The organism is Pseudoalteromonas sp. BZK2 (assembly GCF_014349195.1).
GTDB classification, from domain to species: Bacteria; Pseudomonadota; Gammaproteobacteria; order Enterobacterales; family Alteromonadaceae; genus Pseudoalteromonas; species Pseudoalteromonas simplex.
Genome location: NZ_JACSOG010000006.1, coordinates 20,424 through 41,275, shown reverse-complemented (window position 1 = coordinate 41,275; position 20,852 = coordinate 20,424). Strand labels below are relative to the sequence as shown.

14 protein-coding genes are annotated in these 20,852 nt (G+C 42.2%); 9 read left to right on the top strand and 5 right to left on the bottom strand.

All coding sequences use genetic code 11. The annotated features are described in order from the left end of the window. Positions 1-60: 60 nt before the first annotated feature. From BIZ38_RS05075 to BIZ38_RS05065, 3 genes are all read right to left on the bottom strand, one after another. Positions 61-2,814 (bottom strand): prolyl oligopeptidase family serine peptidase, encoded by a 2,754-nt coding sequence (locus BIZ38_RS05075; RefSeq protein ID WP_187489747.1) that lies wholly within the window; start codon positions 2,812-2,814, stop codon positions 61-63. A gap of 118 nt (positions 2,815-2,932) precedes the next feature. Then, positions 2,933-4,492 carry a histidine kinase gene (locus BIZ38_RS05070; protein WP_187489746.1) on the bottom strand — a complete coding sequence of 520 codons (1,560 nt, stop codon included), beginning with the start codon at positions 4,490-4,492 and terminating at the stop codon, positions 2,933-2,935. Next, on the bottom strand, positions 4,479-5,108 hold the full coding sequence (locus BIZ38_RS05065; RefSeq protein WP_187489745.1) for a response regulator transcription factor: 630 nt from the start codon (positions 5,106-5,108) through the stop codon (positions 4,479-4,481). Before BIZ38_RS05065 ends, BIZ38_RS05070 begins: the two co-directional genes overlap by 14 nt. Before the next feature lie 226 nt (positions 5,109-5,334). Between BIZ38_RS05065 and BIZ38_RS05060 the strand changes: the two genes are divergently transcribed. The 3 genes from BIZ38_RS05060 to BIZ38_RS05050 all read left to right on the top strand — a co-directional run bounded on the left by BIZ38_RS05060 (position 5,335) and on the right by BIZ38_RS05050 (position 10,827). After that, positions 5,335-5,577 (top strand): YdcH family protein, encoded by a 243-nt coding sequence (locus BIZ38_RS05060; RefSeq protein ID WP_054552759.1) that lies wholly within the window; start codon positions 5,335-5,337, stop codon positions 5,575-5,577. 185 nt (positions 5,578-5,762) lie between these two features. Then, positions 5,763-8,009: a S46 family peptidase gene (locus BIZ38_RS05055; RefSeq protein ID WP_262387558.1), complete on the top strand. Its 2,247-nt coding sequence runs from the start codon at positions 5,763-5,765 to the stop codon at positions 8,007-8,009. 139 nt (positions 8,010-8,148) lie between these two features. Beyond that, positions 8,149-10,827, top strand: coding sequence for a M14 family metallopeptidase (locus tag BIZ38_RS05050; protein ID WP_187489744.1), 2,679 nt, complete (start codon positions 8,149-8,151; stop codon positions 10,825-10,827). Between the two features lie 148 nt (positions 10,828-10,975). Here BIZ38_RS05050 and BIZ38_RS05045 read toward each other — a convergent pair whose 3' ends face one another. Then, positions 10,976-12,436, bottom strand: a complete 1,461-nt coding sequence (locus BIZ38_RS05045) for a Gfo/Idh/MocA family protein (RefSeq protein WP_187489743.1) — start codon at positions 12,434-12,436, stop codon at positions 10,976-10,978. Between the two features lie 273 nt (positions 12,437-12,709). Here BIZ38_RS05045 and BIZ38_RS05040 point away from each other — a divergent pair, with 273 nt between their 5' ends. The 6 genes from BIZ38_RS05040 to BIZ38_RS05015 are packed head-to-tail and all read left to right on the top strand — an operon-like array spanning position 12,710 to position 19,412. After that, positions 12,710-13,975, top strand: a complete 1,266-nt coding sequence (locus BIZ38_RS05040) for a D-tagatose-bisphosphate aldolase, class II, non-catalytic subunit (protein ID WP_054552755.1) — start codon at positions 12,710-12,712, stop codon at positions 13,973-13,975. A 23-nt stretch (positions 13,976-13,998) separates the two neighbouring features. Further along, positions 13,999-15,117: an SIS domain-containing protein gene (locus BIZ38_RS05035; protein ID WP_187489742.1), complete on the top strand. Its 1,119-nt coding sequence runs from the start codon at positions 13,999-14,001 to the stop codon at positions 15,115-15,117. 17 nt (positions 15,118-15,134) lie between these two features. Continuing rightward, positions 15,135-16,058, top strand: a complete 924-nt coding sequence (locus tag BIZ38_RS05030) for an ROK family protein (protein WP_187489741.1) — start codon at positions 15,135-15,137, stop codon at positions 16,056-16,058. Beyond that, positions 16,036-17,199, top strand: coding sequence for an N-acetylglucosamine-6-phosphate deacetylase (gene nagA / locus BIZ38_RS05025; protein ID WP_187489740.1), 1,164 nt, complete (start codon positions 16,036-16,038; stop codon positions 17,197-17,199). Before BIZ38_RS05030 ends, nagA begins: the two co-directional genes overlap by 23 nt. Positions 17,200-17,212: 13 nt before the next feature. Then, on the top strand, positions 17,213-18,907 hold the full coding sequence (locus BIZ38_RS05020) for a GMC oxidoreductase (protein ID WP_187489739.1): 1,695 nt from the start codon (positions 17,213-17,215) through the stop codon (positions 18,905-18,907). After that, positions 18,900-19,412 carry a hypothetical protein gene (locus BIZ38_RS05015; protein WP_166338754.1) on the top strand — a complete coding sequence of 171 codons (513 nt, stop codon included), beginning with the start codon at positions 18,900-18,902 and terminating at the stop codon, positions 19,410-19,412. The genes BIZ38_RS05020 and BIZ38_RS05015 overlap by 8 nt, the downstream gene beginning before the upstream one ends. Positions 19,413-19,442: 30 nt before the next feature. Here the strand turns inward: BIZ38_RS05015 and BIZ38_RS05010 are convergent, their stop codons facing one another. Further along, a complete protein-coding gene (locus BIZ38_RS05010) occupies positions 19,443-20,774 on the bottom strand; it encodes a sugar MFS transporter (protein ID WP_209327275.1) in 1,332 nt (443 codons plus the stop codon). Positions 20,775-20,852 lie beyond the last annotated feature (78 nt).

Here is a 20,852-nt window from a genome sequence, read left to right as displayed (position 1 = left end):
AGCCAGCGAAAATGCTGGCTCTAGGGGAGGTGTGCAGTAAGCTTAAATTCAGCTTGTTGCTTATTCTTCAATAAAGGGTACGCCGTTTTTGATCCACTCAGCGGCTGGTTTGCCTTTTAAGTAGTGATCAAAATATTCCATCATGCGTACTGAGAAATCCACTTGGTTAGGGAATTTCTTCAGGTGATGTGGTTCACCTTCGTATTGTAAGAAGGTGGCATCTTTACCCGCACGACGAAGTGCTAGGTAGTATTGAACACCTTCGTGCCATGGCACAGCATCATCTTTGTCGCCAAACATAATCAGAATTGGGGTATTCACTTTATCAGCGAAGAACACCGGTGAGTTTTCGATGTATAGCTCTGGCGCTTCGAATAACGTTTTACCAATGCGGCTTTGCCCTGTTTCGTATTGGAACTGACGAGCAAGACCTGATTTTAAGCGAATACCGCTGTATGCACTGGTCATGTTAGATACTGGCGCACCCGATACAACCGCCTTAAACATATCTGTCTGCGTGATCATAAAGGCACTTTGGTAGCCTGCCCATGAGTGACCTTGTAAACCAATTTTATTTGGATCAGCAATGCCTAAATCAATCAACTTTTGAGTGGCGTTGATCATCGTTTGGGTTGACGATTTACCCGGATGACCAATTTCAAAACGGATATCAGGTAAGAAAATCGCATAACCATTTGAAGTAAACATCGGGAAGTTAGGACGATGATTTAATTCCATTTTCGGGAAGTCATACATGCGTTGGCTCATATAGCGGTAGAAGTACACAACCACTGGCACCTTATCGCCTTTTTTGTAGCCCGCAGGCTTAATTAATACGCCTTGTAAATCTTCACCATCAAACCCTTTATAGCTAATAAGCTCAGGTTTTTCGCCCCATGCAAAGTTGCTAATTTGTGGGTTGAGGTTGGTAACACGTTGTGGCTTTTTGAAGCTAAAATCAGTTTGGTAGTAATCAGGGAATTGCTGGTATGTTTGTGCAGTAAATAGGTATTTGTCGGCACTTTTCGCCTTTTTCACCACATCATAGCGCTTTTTACCCGAAAGTACTTTACTTACCTTATTGCTTGTTAAATCAAGTTTTGCAATTTCAGTTTGCTTATCTTGCAGATTGGTTGCGCTTAGTAATAATGTTCCGTCTTTGGCAAAGCCCACTTGGTCTTTATCAAGTTTAATAACACGATATTGGGTATTGGTTTCTTTACCTTGAGTTAGGCGCGTTGCTTTTTGTGTTGCGACATCAAAAGCCCAAATATCAAATTTGCTGTAAACCAATACCTGGCTGCTATCGTTTAACCAGCCAGCAAAACCATAACCCGGTTGAGGTGATGGGTAGTCATGTTTATCATCAGCAAAAATAGCGTTAATTGCTTTAGATAAGGTCGAAACCTTGTTGTTACCTAAATCTTTAAGCTGTACTTGGCTGTCTTGGAAAAATGCCGCAAATTGACCATTAGGCGCAAGGCTTGGTCTAAACGGATAGTCGCTGACGATTGCGGTTTGTTTACCGGTTTTAACATCAACACTGAAGTAATCTGCGTAAAAACCACCATACATAATACGTTCTAGGTAAGGTCGGTCTGAATAGCCCAATAGCGCTTCGCGATGAGTATTAAGTGAAACCTCAGGCATATTCGGCGTGCTTAACTGCACAACTTGCTGACCATTTACATGATATACCGCTTGGTAGTGACGAAGCTTATTTGCTTTGTTCCATTGCTGCTCTTCGCGAGGCTTAATTTCAGCGTCTTTGTTGTGCCAAACGTTAAGGCCCTTTTGGGCGCGAATGGTATCGAAATCATATAAAGAGGCTTCATCTTTGTATTCTTTTAGGGCAACTTTTGCAGCGAGTTTAGGGTGGTTTTCAAAGTATAAACGAGCACCATCTTCAGACCATTTTAGCGATGCTGTTTTGCCAATAGTCCAGCTGCTATCTGCAGAATTAATAGTTGAAAGCGCCCCATTTTGTAAAAGCTGTAAGCTGTGGTCACGACGACGAGTATCATCATTCACATAATTACCAATTAACAGCGCTGCGGTATTGCTGTTTGGCTGCCAAGCAATTTTGTTTGCCACAACGCCCGGCTCATCAATCAGTGCACTCGTTTTAAAGTCATTATTAAGCGCAACTAATACAACTTGGTTGTCGGCACCATCACTGTAGCTTTGGCTTGCTAATAACTGCTCACCGGTGCTGCTAATCGCATAGCTGAATACGTTGTTGAGAGTGTGAGTGGTTTTGTCTTGAAGGTTAACAAGCACTAAATCAAAGCTTTTATCTTTTTTGTCTGGCTTGATTTCGCTGCTGTTTTCGTCTTTTTCTTCGCTGTCTTTTTTATCTGCTTTTTTATCGAGTCGGTAAGTAAGCCATATACCATCATCCGATAATGCATAGTCTTTTACATCGTTAAAGGTCTGTTGCTCACCACTTTTAGTATTCACTAAAACAAGGTTGTTCTTTAGCTCATCTTTTTTCTTGGTGGTTTCTTTTTCAAGTAGGGTTGGTACCTGAGTAAAAGCCACCCAGTTTGCTGCTTTATTAATAGTTGGGCGAGTACCGCGCTCAACGCTAGTTAGTAGGGTGTTGTTGTTTAATGTATAAACCTGACCTAGTGCATTACCGCGATAAGGGTCGGCACTAAAGCTAAGAATTTGGCCATCTTCAGAAAGTTGGGTGCCTTTTGCGTATTTAAAATCAAACACGTCTTTAAATTGCAGAGCTTCTTTCGCACTAACCTGTGCACTACCAAGGCTTGTCACCAAGGCTAAACTCAAAAGTGATAATTGCGCTTTCATTCATCTTTCTCGTTGTTTTAAATTGACGCACCCAGTGTAGCGTTTTTAATAAACAATTCGAGTAGAAACGATAAATCGCATATTTATCACGTTGGTTACGTAACTCTAATACATGAAGTTAAAAAGATACTTTAATAGCGAAGCCATCCTGCGTGTCAAAACTACACTTACCACCTAAAGCAAGCACTCGCTCTTCAATAAATAAAAGGCCATAGCCACCAGATTCTGCGTTGTTACGCACTTGCTCACCATTATCTTTAATTATGAGATCTATGGCTTGTTTATTTACACTCAACTGAACAAATAATTGTGAGGCGCTGCTGTGTTTAATGCAATTGGTAACAGCTTCTTGGCAGATTCTGTAAATAGCCGTTTGGTGTTCATCAGCCAAGGTACTGTTGATATCTAAGTTCGTTTGATACTCGATATCAGCTTTATTTAATAGGGATTTTAATTTGCCATTTTTTAGAGCGTGTTCAAGGCCTAACTCGTCAAGCTCTCTCGGTCTCAAATGATGCATAATTTGATATACAGAGTCATACATAGCTTTGGCATTTTCTCTAAGGGTAGCAATGATTGAATTATTGCTGTTTTGTTGTGAGAGTGATAATACTGCTAAATCTGTTTTTAGCGCTGTGAGATTTTGCCCTAATTCGTCATGTAATTCTTGAGACAGATATTTGCGCTCGTCTTCTTGGATTGTAACCATCCGTTTTGCAAGTTGTTTGTTTTTAGCAAGTAATTGAGAAAGTTGTTCATTGCTTTGTTGTAATTCAGCGTTTTTTAATTTGAGTTCATTTGTTGCAGTACCAATTAAAAGCCCAGTAATTGAGTTTGCTAAGATAAATAACTGACTTATATAAGTATTCGTTGCATCTTGTTGGATGCCTGCTTGTACAACAATTAGACTATTGCTGAGTAAAGCACTCAAAATAGCACCTGTTGTAGCAAACTTATAAGAAAACCAAAGAATAGGCAGTAAAGAGAACAAGCGTAGCAGAGAATATAGGTCAGGCCTATGTATATAGGCTGCAAGGTAAACTATGGTCAGGGCTAACAGCGCAATTACGAGTAAATAGTTGTTTAGCGTAATTTTATGTTTATAGCTTGCCTTAATACTTAGCAATATTGGCGCAACGAGTAGTGTCCCCGTTAAATCACCTAGGGTCATATTGAGTTGGTATTGTAATAACTGCTTACCAGCTAACCATGTAGTGAACTCAAAAGCACTAGCAAACAAAAACCACTTGATAGCGGCTGTTGAAGTAGCCAACAAAACGATTGAGATAATGCCGGTATTAGCATCGATCTTGGGTGGCCAACGACTTTCTTTAAAGCAGTGTACTATTATCATGTAGGTAGCTTCTTGCCAAAAGCCATGTAATAAATCGAAGTGCCAAGCATCGTTATAAAACATGCCGATATAAGCAGCGTAAAGCCTTGAGCTAAACCAAAGAATTGGCCAAAACCTAATTGGGAAGATAATAAAAAAAGCGAGCTTAACTCCCGCAGGCAAGAATATGGCGCTACTTTGCGCCACCGTTTCTAAATGATTACTTACCCAAGAAGAAAAGCATAAGGTAACAAAGTAAATAACAGCGACTAGAGCTTGTTTTGTAAACTCAGCAAAAGCTTGGTTCACAGATACATTCACGAAAGGGAAATTATGCCAGTTCATCAAGCGCAATGAGTCCATTATCTATTGCAATTTTGAGTAAATCGAACGAGTTAGATACTTTTAGTTTTTGGTAAATATTAGCCTTATGCACATGAGCAGTTTTAGGCATCATGTCTAACTGTTGCGCCACTTGTTTTGCGTTAAGCCCTTTTGCAAATAGAGGTAAAGCTTCCTTTTCTCTTGGTGTTAGTAAAGCGAGTTTATTAGAAGGGTCTTTAAAGTTAAACTTCACATCTTCACTTATATACCTGCCGCCCTTAATTACAGAATTGACAGCGTCGATTAAGGCTTCTGATGCTGAACGTTTAGAGACGTAACCTTGCGCGCCCAAGCTAAGAGCGTTGCTTACATAAGGCTCGTAGTCATACATGGAGGCAACAATTGTTTTAATTTCAGGGTAGTAACTATTTAAGTAGCTTAAAAATGCTAGGCCAGTTTCTCCTTCATGCATTGAAATATCAACTATAAAAATATCAGGTTGTTCAATTTCAACGGCAAGTTTAGCCTCGCTAACCGTGCAGGCTTCAATAATTACCTGCCACTCCTGTTGTAGTTCTAGTAACTTTTTAAAGCTATCCCTTACTAGTTGGTGATCTTCAATAATACCAATACGCATGTTTCCCTCCATCAAATTTGATTATATCTCTAATTCAAATGGTTATGTCTAGGAATAATTCTTAGAATTTTGTGCGAACTACATCTTCTTTGTTGCTTACTCCATGAGTTTCAGAAACTTGTATGAATCGCTGTATTATTGATCTTGGACAAGGTTGCGACATTGACTCTGTATGTTAGGGTGATACATTGAAATTGAACTGAAATTCTAGCCAAAGGAGTTGCCCATGTTAGGTGAGAAACACTCGTTATTGAATGAATTCCCTGAGTTTAATGAACTAATCCACAGCCTTGCGAAACACGATGCTCATTTCAAGAAAACCATGCAGCGTTATGATGATATGGATAAAGAAATTCGTGAGCTTGAATTGCAAAACTCGCCGATTGAAGATGCGGATATGCATGAAAAAAAGCATCAACGCGCCGTGCTTAAAGATGAACTTTATGACCTTTTAAAAGCCAATGCTTAATAATTGAATCGAAGCTAATGCTCCTGCTTACTGCATTCTTACGGTAGGAGCTTTTTCTCCCCTCTATTTTTACTCTCCAATTGTATTTAATCGCAATATGTCTTGAGTCAATCAAGGTTATGGTAGTCTTAGCGCGATTTTCTAAGGCAACAATGGAATAGTGCTTTGCACTGACTAGGATTAACATGATTAAAAAAAATATGATTACAACTTCATTAGCACTCATGGGTGTTGTCGCTGTCGGTAGCGCGCACGCTGATGAAGGGCAGTGGCAACCGCATCAATTAAAACAATTACAAAGCGAGTTTGACCGCGTTGGTATTGAATTACCGGCATCACAAGTGGCAGATCTTAACCAATACCCACTCAATGCAGTGGTTGGTTTAGGCTATTGTTCAGCGTCATTTGTGTCACCAAAAGGCTTAGCGGTAACTAATCATCACTGTGCTTATGGCGCGATTCAAAATAACAGCACACCAGAAAACAACTTAATTGAAAAAGGTTTTTTAGCAGCTGATTTATCAAAAGAGCTACCTGCAGGCCCGCAAGAGCGTTTGTATGTAACTGAACAAGTGGATGATGTTACTGAGCGCGTACTGGGTAACTTACCTGCAGAACTACACGGCAAAGCGCGTTATGAAGCAATTCAAGCAAATCGCAAAGCTTTGATCAGCGAGTGTGAGTCAGATCCTAACTACCGTTGTACCGTGCGTGATTTTCACCATGGCTTAGAGTACTTCATGATCAAACAACTGATGATCAAAGATGTGCGCTTAGTGTATGCTCCGGCAGAAGCGCTGGGTAACTTTGGTGGCGACATTGATAACTTTGAATACCCACGTCACACGGCGGATTTTACCTTTGTACGTGGTTACGTTGGTAAAGATGGTAAGCCTGCAGATTACAGCGAAGATAACGTACCTTATGAGCCAAAGTCGTTCTTAAAAGTGAATGCAAGCGGCGTAAGCTTAGGTGATGGTGTGCTGGTGGCCGGTTACCCGGGTCGAACTAGCCGCTATAAGCTTGCAGACGAAGTAAATTATTCTGCGAGTTGGTATTACCCAACATTGCTTAATACTTATAACATGACCCTAGACGTAATCGCCAAGCAGAGTAAAGGCGATGAGCAAGCACAAGTTAAATATGCCTCTCGTGTAAAAAGCACTAACAACCGTTTAAAGAAACTGGAAGGCTTACAAGATGGCTTTAAAGTAACGGATATTCCGGGTATTAAAGCTGCGCAAGAGCAAGAGTACCTCGCTTGGTTTGCGCTAAGTGCTGAACGTAAAGCGTACGCAGATTCATATCACGCATTAAAGTCATTATTAGTAGAAGCGCACGCACAGCAACAAAGCCATTTTTACTTTGATTATGCAAAACAGGCGGATCTACTAAGCACCGCGATTCGTTTATATCGCTTAGCAAAAGAGGGCGAAAAACCTAATGCAGAGCGCGAAATGGGTTACCAAGAGCGTGACCTTCCTATGCTTAAAGCGCGTTTAGAGCGCTTACAAAAACAGTTTACGCCTGAGGTTGATAAAGCCTTATGGTTAAGTTACTTAGGTAACTATTTAGCGCAAGACAAAGCAGCGCAAGTTGCGGCATTAAACGACGGCTTAGGTATCACTGATACCACTACACAGGCTGAGCTTGATGCGATTATTGCTTCTTTTTACGCTAAAACAGAACTTACAGATACAGCAACGCGCGTTGGCTGGATAGGTAAATCTGTTGCAGAGTTTGAAGCATCAAACGACCCATTCATAAAGCTTGCTGTTGCTCTATACGAGACCAACATGGCACAAGAAGCTGATGAAAAAGAAATGGCGGGGCGTTTAGCTGAAATTCGTCCGCAATATATGCAAGCCGTGATCGCCTTTAATACAGCCAAAGGTAAGCCAGTTTACCCAGATGCAAATGGCACATTACGCGTAAGCTATGCACAAGTTGATGGTTACCCAGCAGCAGATGCTGTGTATAAAACGCCATTTACATCACTACGTGGTTTAGTGGCTAAACACACAGGTGAAAAGCCATTTGTTGTTACCGATAAAGTACTTGAAGCATACAAAAAGCAAGCGTTTGGCGCCTACTACCGCGGTGACTTAGGTTTGCCAGGTGTAAGCTGTAGCTTATTTAGTTTTGGTTGTGAGCCACAAGCGGCTAAACCTCTTGAAGTAAACTCAGTTCCAGTCAACTTTTTGAGCAGTGCTGATACCACAGGGGGTAACTCAGGTTCGCCAGTCATGAATGGTAAAGGTGAATTAGTGGGTCTTAATTTTGACTCGACTTATGAATCAATCACCAAAGATTGGTACTTTAACGCCAAGATCACCCGTGCTATTCACGTTGATATTCGATACATGCTTTGGTTAATGGAAGAAGTTGATAACGCAGGTTACCTACTTGATGAAATGACCTTAGTTAAATAGCCCTGCTATTTTGAAAATAACCGCAGCAATTGCTGCGGTTTTTTTATGTCTTTAATTTTTGCCAATCTAACGTTTTTAATTTGTTTATTTTCAATACTTTTGTAATGTACAAAACAGATACTTTTACTTGGGAAAAATAATGAGCGCCAAACAAATAATAAAAGCCATTTCAGTGAGTGTTGTGGCAATAACGGCAAGCTTTAATGCCAGTGCAGCGAATACCGAAGCAATGTGGCCGGGCACGGCTTATAATCAGCAAATACCAACATTTAAACAAGTACTCGGATACGATGTAGGTGAGCGTATCACCAATTACAACGATATGCGTCGTTATCTTAGCGCTTTAGAGCAAGCTGCGCCTGATCGTATTAAAGTGTTTAAGTACGCAAACAGCTGGGAAGGTCGTGAACTGGTTTATGCGGTGGTTGGAACTGCGGAGCATATTCGCTCATTAGAAACTCTCGCCGATAACACCCAAGCCTTGGCTGATCCGCGTACCACCTCTGAAAAAGAAGCTAAATCGCTAATTAAAAATTTACCGACGTCTGTGTGGCTTCAGTATGCCGTGCACGGTAATGAAATTAGCTCAACCGATGCTGCATTATTTACTGCATATCACTTGCTAGCAGCCCCGAATGATGCCGTTAACAGCAAAATTTTAGATAACACAGTGGTGTTTATCGACCCATTACAAAACCCTGATGGTCGTGAGCGCTTTGTTACTCGTTATTATGCAACTGTGGGTCTTGAGCACAGTGCAGATAGGTTAAGTGCAGAGCATAATGAGCCGTGGCCAAGAGGCCGAACAAATCATTATTTGTTTGATATGAACCGTGATTGGTTAGCGCTTACTCAACCTGAAAGTAAAGGCAGAGTGGCTGCAATCAATAAATATAAACCACAAGTGGTGGTTGATATTCATGAAATGGGCGGCGACCAATCTTACTACTTTGCACCAGCTGCTCAGCCATTTAATCCGCATATGACGAAAACCCAAATCGCCAACATGGATGCGATTGGGCAAAATCATGCGAAGTATTTTGATGAATTTGGCTTTGATTACTTTACCCGTGAAATTTTTGATGCCTTTTACCCTGGCTACGGTGATAGCTGGCCTGTTTTTTATGGTGCATCAGCATCAACTTACGAAGTAGGCTCTGCGCGAGGCCATGTTTTTGAGAAAAATACCGGTGAACTACTGACGTATTTTAATACTGTAAAGCGTCAGTTTGTGGCCTCAATTTCGACCGCCGAAGGGGCTGCCAACCAACGTGAAAAACTACTAGGTGACTTTTATCAATATCAAGTTGATGCAATTGATTCGGGTAAAGATAGCAAAGAGCGAGTTTATATCTTACCTAATCAAAGCAATCGTGAGGGCACGCACAAGCTTGCTACCCTAATGGCTGAGCATGGTGTTGAAGTTAAACAAGCAACTGAAGACTTCAAAGCCTGTGGCGTTAAGTATAAAGCGGGTAGCTATTTTATTGATACTGCACAGCCACGCGGGGTATTTGTACGTACCACATTTACAGACCAAGTAGATATGGCTGAAGCATTTGTAAAAGAGCAAGAAAGACGTCGTGCTCGTAACCTAGGTGATGAAATTTACGATGTCACAGGTTGGTCACTGCCGATGATGTTTAATGTAGATAGCGATAGTTGTGGTCGCGCAGTTAGCGCAGATAGCAAAGCCGTTCAGGCCGACGACACATTGCTTGGCAAAGTGAATAATCCAGAAGCCTCAGTAGCTTATATTGTTGCTTGGGGTGATACGGCCGCAGCACGCTTTTTAACAGCAGCACTGCAAGCTGGCATTAAACTGAAAAGTGCTGACCAAGCATTTGTATTAGGTGATAAAACTAACTATCCAGCGGGTAGCTTAGTAATCGAAAAGCGCCTAAACGATAAAAACTTACTGACTAAAATTAGCCAAATTGCCGAGCAAACAGGTGCAATAGTTGATGGTGTTGACTCAAGTTGGGTGATTGAAGGCCCAAGCTTTGGTAGTAACAAAACAGTGCCTATGCTGGCACCTAAAGTGGCGATTGCATGGGATGCAGCTACTCGTGAGCTAAGCGCCGGTAACACTCGTTTTGTTATCGAAAGACAGCTTGGCTACCCAGTCACGGCGATTCGCACGCCAATGCTTGCATGGGCTGATTTAAGTGACTATCAAGTGGTAATTTTACCAGAAGGTAATTACGAGCAAGCATTAGGTAAATCGGGCGCAGCTAATTTAAAAAGCTGGGTTGAGGCAGGCGGCGTATTGATTGCCTTAGGTAATGCTAACCGCTTTACTACTAATGCTGATTACGGTTTGTTAGATGTGAAGCGCGAGCAAGCTTACCGAGAAGATAAAGCAAGCAGCAGCGATGATAAAAGTAGTAAAGTGGCAGGGCAGTTATTCGCTTCTCGCGATGATTTAAAAGCAGCGAGCATTGAGCCACATACATCGCCAGACTATGTAGCCGGTGTACTTGCTAATGTTGAAGTAGACCAAGAGCATTGGTTAACCGCTGGGGTTGATAAAGATCTTGTTGCAGTGGCTTACGGTAATGATATTTACACGCCTATAAAACTGAACTCAGGTAAAAACCTAGCGTGGTTTACAGGTAAGGATGATGTGCTAGCAAGTGGTTATCTATGGCAGCAAAATAAAGCACAGCTTGCATATAAGCCATTGCTTGTTCATCAACCGCAAGGCAAAGGCATGGTGATAGGCTTTACACAATCACCAACCTACCGTGCCTACCTTGAAGGCATGAATGTACTGTTAACTAACACGATTTTCCGCGCTGCAGCACATGCTCAGTAAGGTTAAAGTCTAATCAAAAAGCCCGCCGACGTTGCGGGCTTTTTTGTGGGTAAAGTTTTATAGAGTAAAGCTCTAAAGGGAGTGAACAATGAAATAAAAAAGCCCGCAGGGCAAAGGGCGGGCTTTTAGTTTTTCAGGAGAGAAAGTGTTAAGACACAATTCCTAGAGGCTTACCTGTTTGCCAAGCGCCACGGGTAAAGTCTGGAATTGTTTTACTGTTACTTCTATCAGCAACCGATGCCATACTTTGCGGGAAGATTGATGACCATGCTGCGGCATCGTATACATCTTGATCGAGTGGCTCATTATTGCGTAAGCAGTAGATCATGCGCCAAAGCATAATGAAGTCCATACCGCCGTGGCCACCGTTACGTACTGCTTCTTCACCCATGCGTTTCCACAGTGGATGATCAAACTCAGCACGCCATTTTTCCATATCTTGATCCCAGCTATGGAAGTTTTGCATATGTGGCTTACGCCCCTGTGAACCTGCTTTCTCCCAGGCAGCGAGCTCTGCTTCATATTGCTGTTGGTAAATTTTCGCGATGGCTGGTGGCACATCTTCAAGAGCAATACGATTAGGGAATCCTGCAAATGTGCCATTAGTACCTTGAATTAGGTTATGGCGACTATACGGGCGAGGGCTTGTGGTGTCGTGCTGAACCATAATGCTACGACCTTTCACTGTTTTAATAATGCTGGTATTCATGTCGCCAGCAGTAAATTTCAGTGAACGGCGTTCGTGGCCTGCAGGGAATTCACGTTCTGCGTAAGCTGCACGGCCAAGTGCAGGTGAGCTGACTGAGGTAACAAAGTCAAAGCGGTCACCACGGTTGATATTCATATATTGAGAAACCGGCCCTAAACCATGGGTTGGGTATAAGTTACCGTTTACTTTGGTATGCCAATAAGTACGCCATGAGCCTGTGCTGCGGTCAATTTCTTTCATTTGCCAACGCAGGTCATGAATATAAGCAGCTTCACCATGCAGTAACTCACCAAATACGCCTTTACGAACCATGTTTAAAACCATTAACTCGTCACGGCCATAGTTAACGTTTTCCATCATCATGCAGTTCTTTTGCGTGCGCTCTGCGGTGTTTACTAGTTGCCAACACTCTTCCATCGTGGTTGCTGCAGGTACTTCAACAAAGGCATGTTTACCACTTTCCATGGTCTCAACACTCATCGGTGTGTGCCATTTCCAAGGCGTTGAAATGATCACAATGTCGATGTCATCGCGAGCGAGCATATCTAAATAGGCTTTATCTGAACCCGTATAAGCAGTTGGTTTAGGTAAGCCTTTTTCAACAACATAATTAACAGACTTATCTAGCATTAGCTTATCTGTGTCGCAAATAGCTTTGATTTCAACACCTTCAATATGGCAAAGATGTTTCACATGGCCGCTACCACGTTGACCAACCCCAATAAAACCAACACGCACCACATCCATTGCAGGCACAGCTAAGCCCATTACGCTTTTACCTTGTGCTGCAAGAGGTGTGTTTTGATTATCACCTTGTTGGCTTTTCGCACAGCCAGTCACGACTGTCGCGGCGGTAATGGCTGCGGCAGATTTTAAAAAACTACGTCTATCTATTGTCATAACGATACCTAAATCACTGAGATTATTTTAATAGTGGGTTTCAGTTGTTTCTGTTATATCGCAACTAAAAGTTAATTACAATTAAATGCTTTCAAAATCTTTCAAATTGGTAGCTGTATTACCATTAATGCCTTTTTATGGTTTTTTAGGTCAAATTTCAGCTTTGATTTGCACTTTCGTTTTCTTTCATTTTGTTGCGCGGTGTTTCGCTGTGTGCTACTGTAATTTCAAATCACGTATCTAACCTTTGATGTAAGCTGCTTGGAGAGAACCATGAATGCATTAAAAACGATTATTAATAACAATCGAGTAGGGCAAGCGCAGGGAATTTACTCTGTATGCTGCGCGCATCCACTCGTTATCGAAGCAGCGATGTTGCAAGCTCTTAATGATGACACTGAAATTTTAATTGAAGCTACGGCAAACCAAGTTAATCAGTTTGGTGGCTACACGGGTATGAAGCCTCATGACTTTGTTGAATTTGTTTATGCAATAGCCGAAAAAGTGGGTTTAGATACCCAGCGCATTATTTTAGGTGGTGATCACCTAGGTCCTGTGTGTTGGGTGAATGAGCCTGCAGAGGTTGCGATGGTAAAAGCTGTTGAACTTGTTAAAGCCTATGCGAGTGCGGGTTTTAAAAAAATTCATCTAGATGCCAGCATGCCATGCGCTGACGATGGAGAACGTTTAGCTGATGCAGAAATTGCCAAGCGTGCAGCATTGATGTGCCAAGCTGCCGAGTCGGTCTCAAAAGATAACGATATTCTTTATGTGGTTGGTACTGAAGTTCCCCCTCCGGGTGGGGCAACAGAAGAGCATGAAATTATTGAGGTATCCCATGTTGAAGGGGTACAGCAAACAATCGAATTACATCAGGCAGCATTTGCTAGCTTAAACATAAGTGACGTGTGGTCGCGTGTTATTGCTGTTGTTGTGCAGCCGGGGGTTGAGTTTGATAATCATCAAGTTTTTAATTACCAACGTAATGAAGCGCAAAAACTGAAAGAGTTTATCACTACTGTCGATAATCTTGTGTATGAAGCTCACTCTACTGATTACCAGCCAGATCATTGCTATCGCGAGTTAGTACAAGATCACTTTGCCATATTAAAAGTGGGGCCACAGCTTACCTATGCACTACGCGAAGGTTTATTTGCTTTAACTTATATTGAAGATCAGTTAGTTGAACCTGCTAAGCGTTCTAATTTACGTGATGTCTGTGAGCGCATCATGCTAGAAAAACCACATTATTGGAATAAGTTTTACCCATCGCAGGGTGCTGAAGCTAAGCTGTTTAGGGCTTATAGTTATAGCGATCGCATCCGTTATTACTGGCCTGAAGATGAGATAAAACAAACAGTAGAAACGCTGTTTGAGAACTTAGAAGGGCAAATTATTCCACAGACCTTACTTAGCCAATTTATGCCAATGCAGTACAAAGCATTAACTAAGGGCCAAATTAACTCATCACCGCGTGAGTTAGTACTTAACAAAATAATGGAAGTGACGAATAGCTATTCGCTTGCTTGTAATCAATAAGTGGTGTTGAGAGAGAATTTAATATGACACAGTTTTTATCCTTAAACGAAACAGAACTTAAGCAACAGAACGCTTATTGGACCGCAAGAGAAATCACACAACAACCCAAATCATGGTGTAATACGGCAACAGTGATTGATAACAAGCGAGCTGAGATTAATGATTTTTTAGCGCCGATTTTAGCACTTAATAACTTAAAAGTTGTTTTAACAGGCGCTGGTACATCAGCTTATGTGGGCGAGGCTTTAACACCTCATTTAACTGCGAAAACCGATTTGGACGTATGTGCTGTCAGCACCACTGATATTGTCTCAAACCCATATGGTTTTTTACAAAAGGGCACGCCAACCTTACTTATTTCTTATGCGCGCTCTGGAAATAGCCCTGAAAGTGTCGCAGCGGTCGATATTGCAGAGCAAGTCGTTGATAAATGTTATCACTTGGTTATTACCTGTAATGAAAACGGTGAGTTAGCTAAAAGCGCATCAGTTAAAAGCAATAGCTTAAGTGTGATAATGCCAAAAGAAACACTTGATGAGAGCTTTGCAATGACAAGTAGCTTTACCTCAATGCTGATTTCAACACTGTGTATTTTTACTCCAGATAGCGTTCAATTAGAAAAAGTTGTGGCGCATACTAATCAGCTACTCGATACGCAAATTGATGACATTAAGCGTTTTGCACAAAGTAACGTTGAGCGCTTAGTGTTTTTAGGAGCCGGGTCTTTACTTGGCTACGCCAAAGAAGCTGCATTAAAGTGTTTAGAGTTAACAAATGGTGAATTAATTAGTTATTTTGAAACGCCTTTGGGTTTTAGGCATGGCCCGAAAACCATTATTAATACCAAAACTGCCGTACTATTGATGTCATCAGGAAATCTATACAGCAGTTTATATGACACTGATTTATATAATGAATTAGTCAATGAACAGCAATGCCTGCGAATAGAAAAATTATCGGTAGGTACAAAGCAGCAACCGCTGGATGATGTGTGGCAAGGTCTGTATTATATTGTTTATTGTCAGATTTTTGCATTTTTTAAATCAATCTCACTCGGTTTAACACCTGACAATCCTTGCCCAACGGGCGAAGTTAACCGTGTTGTACAAGGGGTAACTATTTACCCGTTAGCTTCTTGTTAGAAAGTGTTAGGTAGAGTATGGCTGTTTATGGACTCGATATTGGTGGAACAAAAATAGAAACCGCCATTTTTAATAATAATTTAGAGCAACAGCAGAGTTGGCGTATTAATACGCCAACTGATGATTATCAGCAATTTTTGCAGGCAATATATCAGCAGGTGCTAAAGGCCGATGAATTAACAAGTAGCCAAGGTGCGGTGGGCATCGGTATGCCAGGTATCATTAATGATGAAGGTAAAGTGCTGTCGGCTAATGTGCCGTGTGCCACAGGCAAAGTGATTGCCAACGATCTTCAAGCATTATTAAAACGCCCTGTTGCGATATTAAATGACACCCGATGTTTCGCTTTATCAGAAGCAAATGGCGGAGCTGGTGAAGGTTATAGCCGAGTATTTGGTGCCATTGTTGGTACGGGGGCTGCGGGTGGTATGTGTATTGATGGCACTTTGTTTAACCAGGGTTTAGGTATGTCGGGAGAATATGGTCATTTACCGCTTTCTGCGTATCTGCAACAAAAATATCAGCTGCCCGTTTTAAAATGCGGCTGTGGTTTAAATGGCTGCGTAGAAAGCTATATTGCAGGGCCTGGCGTACAAACTCTGTATCAACATATTACGCAATCCCCTAAATCAGCGATTGAATGGGCAAACGATATCAAGCGCTCTGATGAGCAAGCTTTAAAGGTGCTCGCTTGTTACTTAGATATTCTTGGCGAAACCTTTGCTGCCATTAGTAAAAGTTTGCATCCAGAAGTTATCGTACTTGGCGGGGGGTTGTCGCTCATTGATGCAATAGTAGAAGAGCTCCCTGATGCGATTCAAACTCATTTATTTTCAGGTTTTGCCGTGCCCGACGTGAAGCGTGCAAAGTTTGGTGATTCTAGCGGCGTAAGAGGCGCTGCAATAATAGGAAGTGTTCATGCTAATTCCAACGCACCTTAATCGTTATTACTTAAAAGCCGCAAAAGTGGTAACTGCTGAGACGGTTTTACTCGATCATGCGGTCTTGGTCGAGCAAGGTAAAATTAGTGCTATTACCACACAAATTGAGCCAGAGATTAAAGTAATCGATTTAGGTGAGCATAGCTTATTTCCGGGCTTTATCGATTTGCATATTCATGGTCGTGAAGGCTGCGATATTATGGACGGCACCCCAGAATCACTAGAGACTATTTCTCGGTCTTTAGCAAAGCACGGCGTAACGGGGTTTGTTGGCACAACGGTGACTGCAGACTGGGACGTCTCAATTCAAGCTTATAAAAATATGGCGAGTGCCTATAAAAAAGGCTTGGCTGGGGCGCAGTTGCTAGGGGCTTATAACGAAGGTTTATTCTTTGCAGAAGCACATAAAGGCGCACATAACGAGTCATTTTTTTTAGAGCTTACTAAACAGCGATTTGATGAAATTTATGCCGCATGTGAAGGTTGCTTAAGCTCATTTGCGTTGGCGCCAGAACTACTTAAATCCCCCGACATGATCCGCTATATCACCGATAAAGGTGTGCGTGTGATGCTGGGTCATACAGATGCTAATTTTGAGCAAACAACACAAGCTCTTGCTCATGGTGCCTGCGGTGGTGTGCATATTTTTAATGGTATGCGCGGTATTCATCATCGTGATCCCGGTTGTACTGGCGCACTGTTGATGGACAGCGATGCCATGGTTGAGCTTATTCCTGATGGTATTCATTTGCACCCGAGCATCATGAACATGGTTTACCGTTTAAAAGGGGCTGATAAAATTGCTCTGATCACAGACTGCGTAAGCGCCGGAGGCTTACAAGATGGTCGCTACCGCTTAGGTGAGCTTCCTATTGTGGTTGAGCAAGGTGTTGCACGAACTGAGAGCGGCTCTTTAGCGGGCAGTACATTAACCATGGAAGTTGGCGTTGAACGCTTTTATAACCTAACCGATGCAAGCCTAGTTGAAGCAACTAAAATGGCCAGTTTAGTACCTGCTGAGTTTTTAAATAAAGCGGAGCAAATAGGCAGTATTGCGGTAGGTAAACAGGCTAATTTTGCCCTGCTCGATAAAGACTTTTCTGTTCAAGCAACGATCTGTGCGGGTAAGCAAATCTTTTAAAAGTTAAGTGAGAATGCAGGCAAAAGTATTCGATGCCATTGTTATTGGCAGTGGCATTACTGGCGGCTGGGCTGCTAAAGAACTGACCGAAAAAGGACTCAATGTACTGCTACTAGAACGTGGCAGACAGGTTGTGCACGGTACAGACTATATCACTGCGTTTAAAGAAGATTGGCAACTGCCTTTTCGTGACAGGCCCAGCCTTCTAGAAAAGCAGAATCAAGCTAAACAAGCACGCACTGGCTATGCCACCAAACAATCAATAAAACACTGGTTTGTGAATGATTTGCAGCACCCTTATCAAGAATCGCAACGTTTTGATTGGATCCGAGGATATCATCTTGGTGGGCGCTCATTAACTTGGGGGCGGCAATGCTTGCGCCTCAGTGATATAGATTTTGCAGCCAACAAACAAGATGGTCACGGCGTTGATTGGCCTGTGCGCTATCAAGATATTGCGCCTTGGTACGATAAAGTCGAAGCCTACATCGGGGTTATTGGCGAAGCGCTGAACTTACCTCAGCTACCAGATGGACCTTACTTGCCTCCTTTTGCGCTTAATGCCGTAGAGCAGCAGCTTAAACAAAGTTTATTAACTCACTACACTAATCGTCACCTCACCATCGGGCGAGTTGCACATTTAACCAAGGCAAAGCCTGAGCAAGGTCGTGCCCCATGCAGCAAGCGCAACCGCTGTATGCGAGGCTGCCCAGCAGGGAGTTATTTTAGTAGTTTAGCCTCGACCTTACCTGCAGCGATGCGTACTGGGCGACTCACTATCCAGACTCACTCCATTGCCAAAGAGATTATTTACAATCCAGATAGCGGACTAGCTACGGGCGTGAAAGTAATTGATGCTGAATCTAAAAAGGAGCGTATCGCGCAAGCGAAGATTATTTTTTGCTGTGCATCAACGGTGGCAACAACAGCCTTGTTATTAAATTCAACTTCTGCACGTTTTCCTAATGGCTTAGGGAACGATAGTGGAGAGCTTGGTCATAACCTCATGGATCACCATTTTAGGGTTGGCGCCACTGGCGAGCCTAGGGGCTTTGCTGATGACTTTAATGATGGCGACAGACCCGTTGGCTTTCATATTCCGCGTTTTCGAAATCTTAATGATGCCGAGCAGCATAGCTTTATTCGCGGCTATGGCTATCAAGGATACGCAACACGCAAAGATTGGCGACGGGGCTTTAAAGAACTTAGCTTTGGTAAGGCTTTTCGAGAAGGGCTTGCCAAACCTGGGCCTTGGCAAGTTGCATTAATAGGCTTTGGTGAATGCCTGCCTTATCATCGTAATAAAATGAGCTTAGATCCGGTATTAAAAGATCAATGGGGATTACCTTTAGTTAATTTTGATTGCCAATTTGCTGAAAACGAGCAACGCATGCGCGAGGATATGAAAACGCAAGCCGTCGAGATGCTAAGCAAAGCAGGTTATCAAAATGTACAAGCATACGATAAAGGCTCAGCGCCGGGGCAAGCCATCCACGAAATGGGAACTGCGCGTATGGGGCATGATGCTACAACCTCAGTGCTTAATCGTTACAACCAAATTCATAGTGTGCGAAACGTCTATGTCACTGATGGCTCGTTTATGTGCTCGTCGGGTTATCAGAACCCTTCGTTAACCTATATGGCATTTACTGCAAGAGCCGCGGATCACGCTGTACGGCATTATCAAAACGGGGTGTTTCATGGCTGATCTACAAAGGCGAAATGCGATTAAATATTTAGCTGCATTATTCGGTGCGGCTATTACGCCAGTGGCTGCGACTCAGTTATTTGATAAAACGGATGGCAATCATTTTGAGGTGCTTAAAGCAGCGGCGCATCGGGATGTGGTCACGCAAATGCAGGCTGTTATTTTAGAACTGGAGCCAAATGAGCAGCTGTATTTTAATTTAGTCGCTTTCACAGATTTAATGCTAGCAAATACACTAACTCTGACTGAACGTACGGCATGTGTAAAAGGCGCTGAGCTGATTGCAGAAGGTGTTCTTTCATCGTCGCAATTAGCAAATAAACTCACAAGTTTATTTACTATCTCTTCGCAGCAGCAACAGCGTATAATAGCGCAGCAAGCCTTACCTTTTTCAGAAGTGAGCCTTGATAAGCGTGACGAGTATTTAATTTATAAGTGTATTTTTGCCGTGCGTGAATTTTTGCTACTGGGCTATTTCACATCAGAAAAATTGCAGGCTAGTTAAAAATTAAAATAACTAAGCCTGCCTATCTCGTTACTTTCGCCAACTTGTTAGTTTGTGACCAATTAGTGCGTAATAAAGAATAAACGCATAGCAAGGGATCAACAGATAGTAAGCTTGTTGTGCATTGCCTGTATATTCTGCAAATACACCGTATACCAAAGGCAATAGAGCGCCACCAGAAATCCCCATAATCAGTAATGCCGCGCCGGTTTGAGTTTTATCGCCGAGATTTGCAAGGGCCATAGGCCAAATGGTCGGCCAAACTAGCGCATTCGATAAGCCAAGTAATGCAACAAATAACACGGTATCTGGAAAACTGTTATCAGCAAGCCAAAAGAGCACTACGTTTGCAATCGCAGTTTGTTGCGGATCAATCAAAATGATGCCAAGTGAAAACACACAACCACTTAACGCGGAAAATATCAGCGCCTGTTGCTGACTAAAAAAACGAGGAATTAACACGATACCTAACACATAACCTAGCACCATAAAGCCCATGGTGTAAGAGGTGAGTTCAGCGAACTGTAATACCCCTTGTTCTTTGCCGTAAAGGCCAATGGTGTCGCCGGCAATGACTTCTGCACCTATGTAAAAGAATAGGGCGATTACACCTAAAACTAAGTGTGGGAATTGCAGTACTGATTTACTCTCGCTGTTGTTGCTAGTTTTTGGTTGCTCAATATCAGGTAATGGAGCCAGCATAATCAACGCAGCTAATATCGCTAACGCAATTGCCATTACAAAGTAAGGCGTTATTAAACGATTAGCCAATTCTTGCAACTGTAATTGCTTTTGAATGCTGTTCAATTGGGCGAGAGCTTCAGGGCTAAAGCTGGCAATGTCGCTAAATACAATCGCAGAGAAGAGCAATGGAGCAACCACACCTGCGCTCTTATTGAGAATACCCATGATGCTAATGCGTACGGCTGCCGTGTCTTTAGAACCAATTAGCACGATGTAAGGATTCGCAGCGGTTTGTAATAAGGTGAGGCCGCTTCCTAAAGTAAATAAGGCAACCAAAAATAACCAATAAGCCTGAATTTGTGCGGCAGGAATAAACAACAACGCGCCAAATGCCATGGTGCCTAAACCAAATGACATACCATGCTTATAACTAAATAATTTCAATATCTTAGCGCTCGGCAGTGCCATGACGGTATAGGCGATATAAAACACCAATGTCACCATGTAAGCTTCAATATGGTTGAGATCACAGACCATTTGTAGAAATGGAATCAAAGATCCATTGAGCCAAGTTATAAAGCCAAATAAGAAAAACAAGCCACCTATGATCAACATAGGTAGTAATTGTGTACGGTTGGTGTGTTCTGTTTGCTCTAATAGTGAGCTTTGTGTTGTCATTTTTGTCACCAATAAGTTAACGGTAGATTAATGATAAAACATTTTTCGTAAGTTTTGAAAGTTTTATTTTATTTCGAA

Coding starts and splice junctions, on each gene's coding strand:
- BIZ38_RS05035 (WP_187489742.1), top strand. CDS start 13,999: ATGACACAGTTTTTATCCTTAAACGAAACAGAACTTAAGCAACAGAAC.
- BIZ38_RS05050 (WP_187489744.1), top strand. CDS start 8,149: ATGAGCGCCAAACAAATAATAAAAGCCATTTCAGTGAGTGTTGTGGCA.
- BIZ38_RS05010 (WP_209327275.1), bottom strand. CDS start 20,774: ATGACAACACAAAGCTCACTATTAGAGCAAACAGAACACACCAACCGT.
- BIZ38_RS05040 (WP_054552755.1), top strand. CDS start 12,710: ATGAATGCATTAAAAACGATTATTAATAACAATCGAGTAGGGCAAGCG.
- BIZ38_RS05015 (WP_166338754.1), top strand. CDS start 18,900: ATGGCTGATCTACAAAGGCGAAATGCGATTAAATATTTAGCTGCATTA.
- BIZ38_RS05020 (WP_187489739.1), top strand. CDS start 17,213: ATGCAGGCAAAAGTATTCGATGCCATTGTTATTGGCAGTGGCATTACT.
- BIZ38_RS05055 (WP_262387558.1), top strand. CDS start 5,763: ATGATTAAAAAAAATATGATTACAACTTCATTAGCACTCATGGGTGTT.
- BIZ38_RS05060 (WP_054552759.1), top strand. CDS start 5,335: ATGTTAGGTGAGAAACACTCGTTATTGAATGAATTCCCTGAGTTTAAT.
- BIZ38_RS05030 (WP_187489741.1), top strand. CDS start 15,135: ATGGCTGTTTATGGACTCGATATTGGTGGAACAAAAATAGAAACCGCC.
- BIZ38_RS05070 (WP_187489746.1), bottom strand. CDS start 4,492: ATGAACTGGCATAATTTCCCTTTCGTGAATGTATCTGTGAACCAAGCT.
- nagA (WP_187489740.1), top strand. CDS start 16,036: ATGCTAATTCCAACGCACCTTAATCGTTATTACTTAAAAGCCGCAAAA.
- BIZ38_RS05065 (WP_187489745.1), bottom strand. CDS start 5,108: ATGCGTATTGGTATTATTGAAGATCACCAACTAGTAAGGGATAGCTTT.
- BIZ38_RS05075 (WP_187489747.1), bottom strand. CDS start 2,814: ATGAAAGCGCAATTATCACTTTTGAGTTTAGCCTTGGTGACAAGCCTT.
- BIZ38_RS05045 (WP_187489743.1), bottom strand. CDS start 12,436: ATGACAATAGATAGACGTAGTTTTTTAAAATCTGCCGCAGCCATTACC.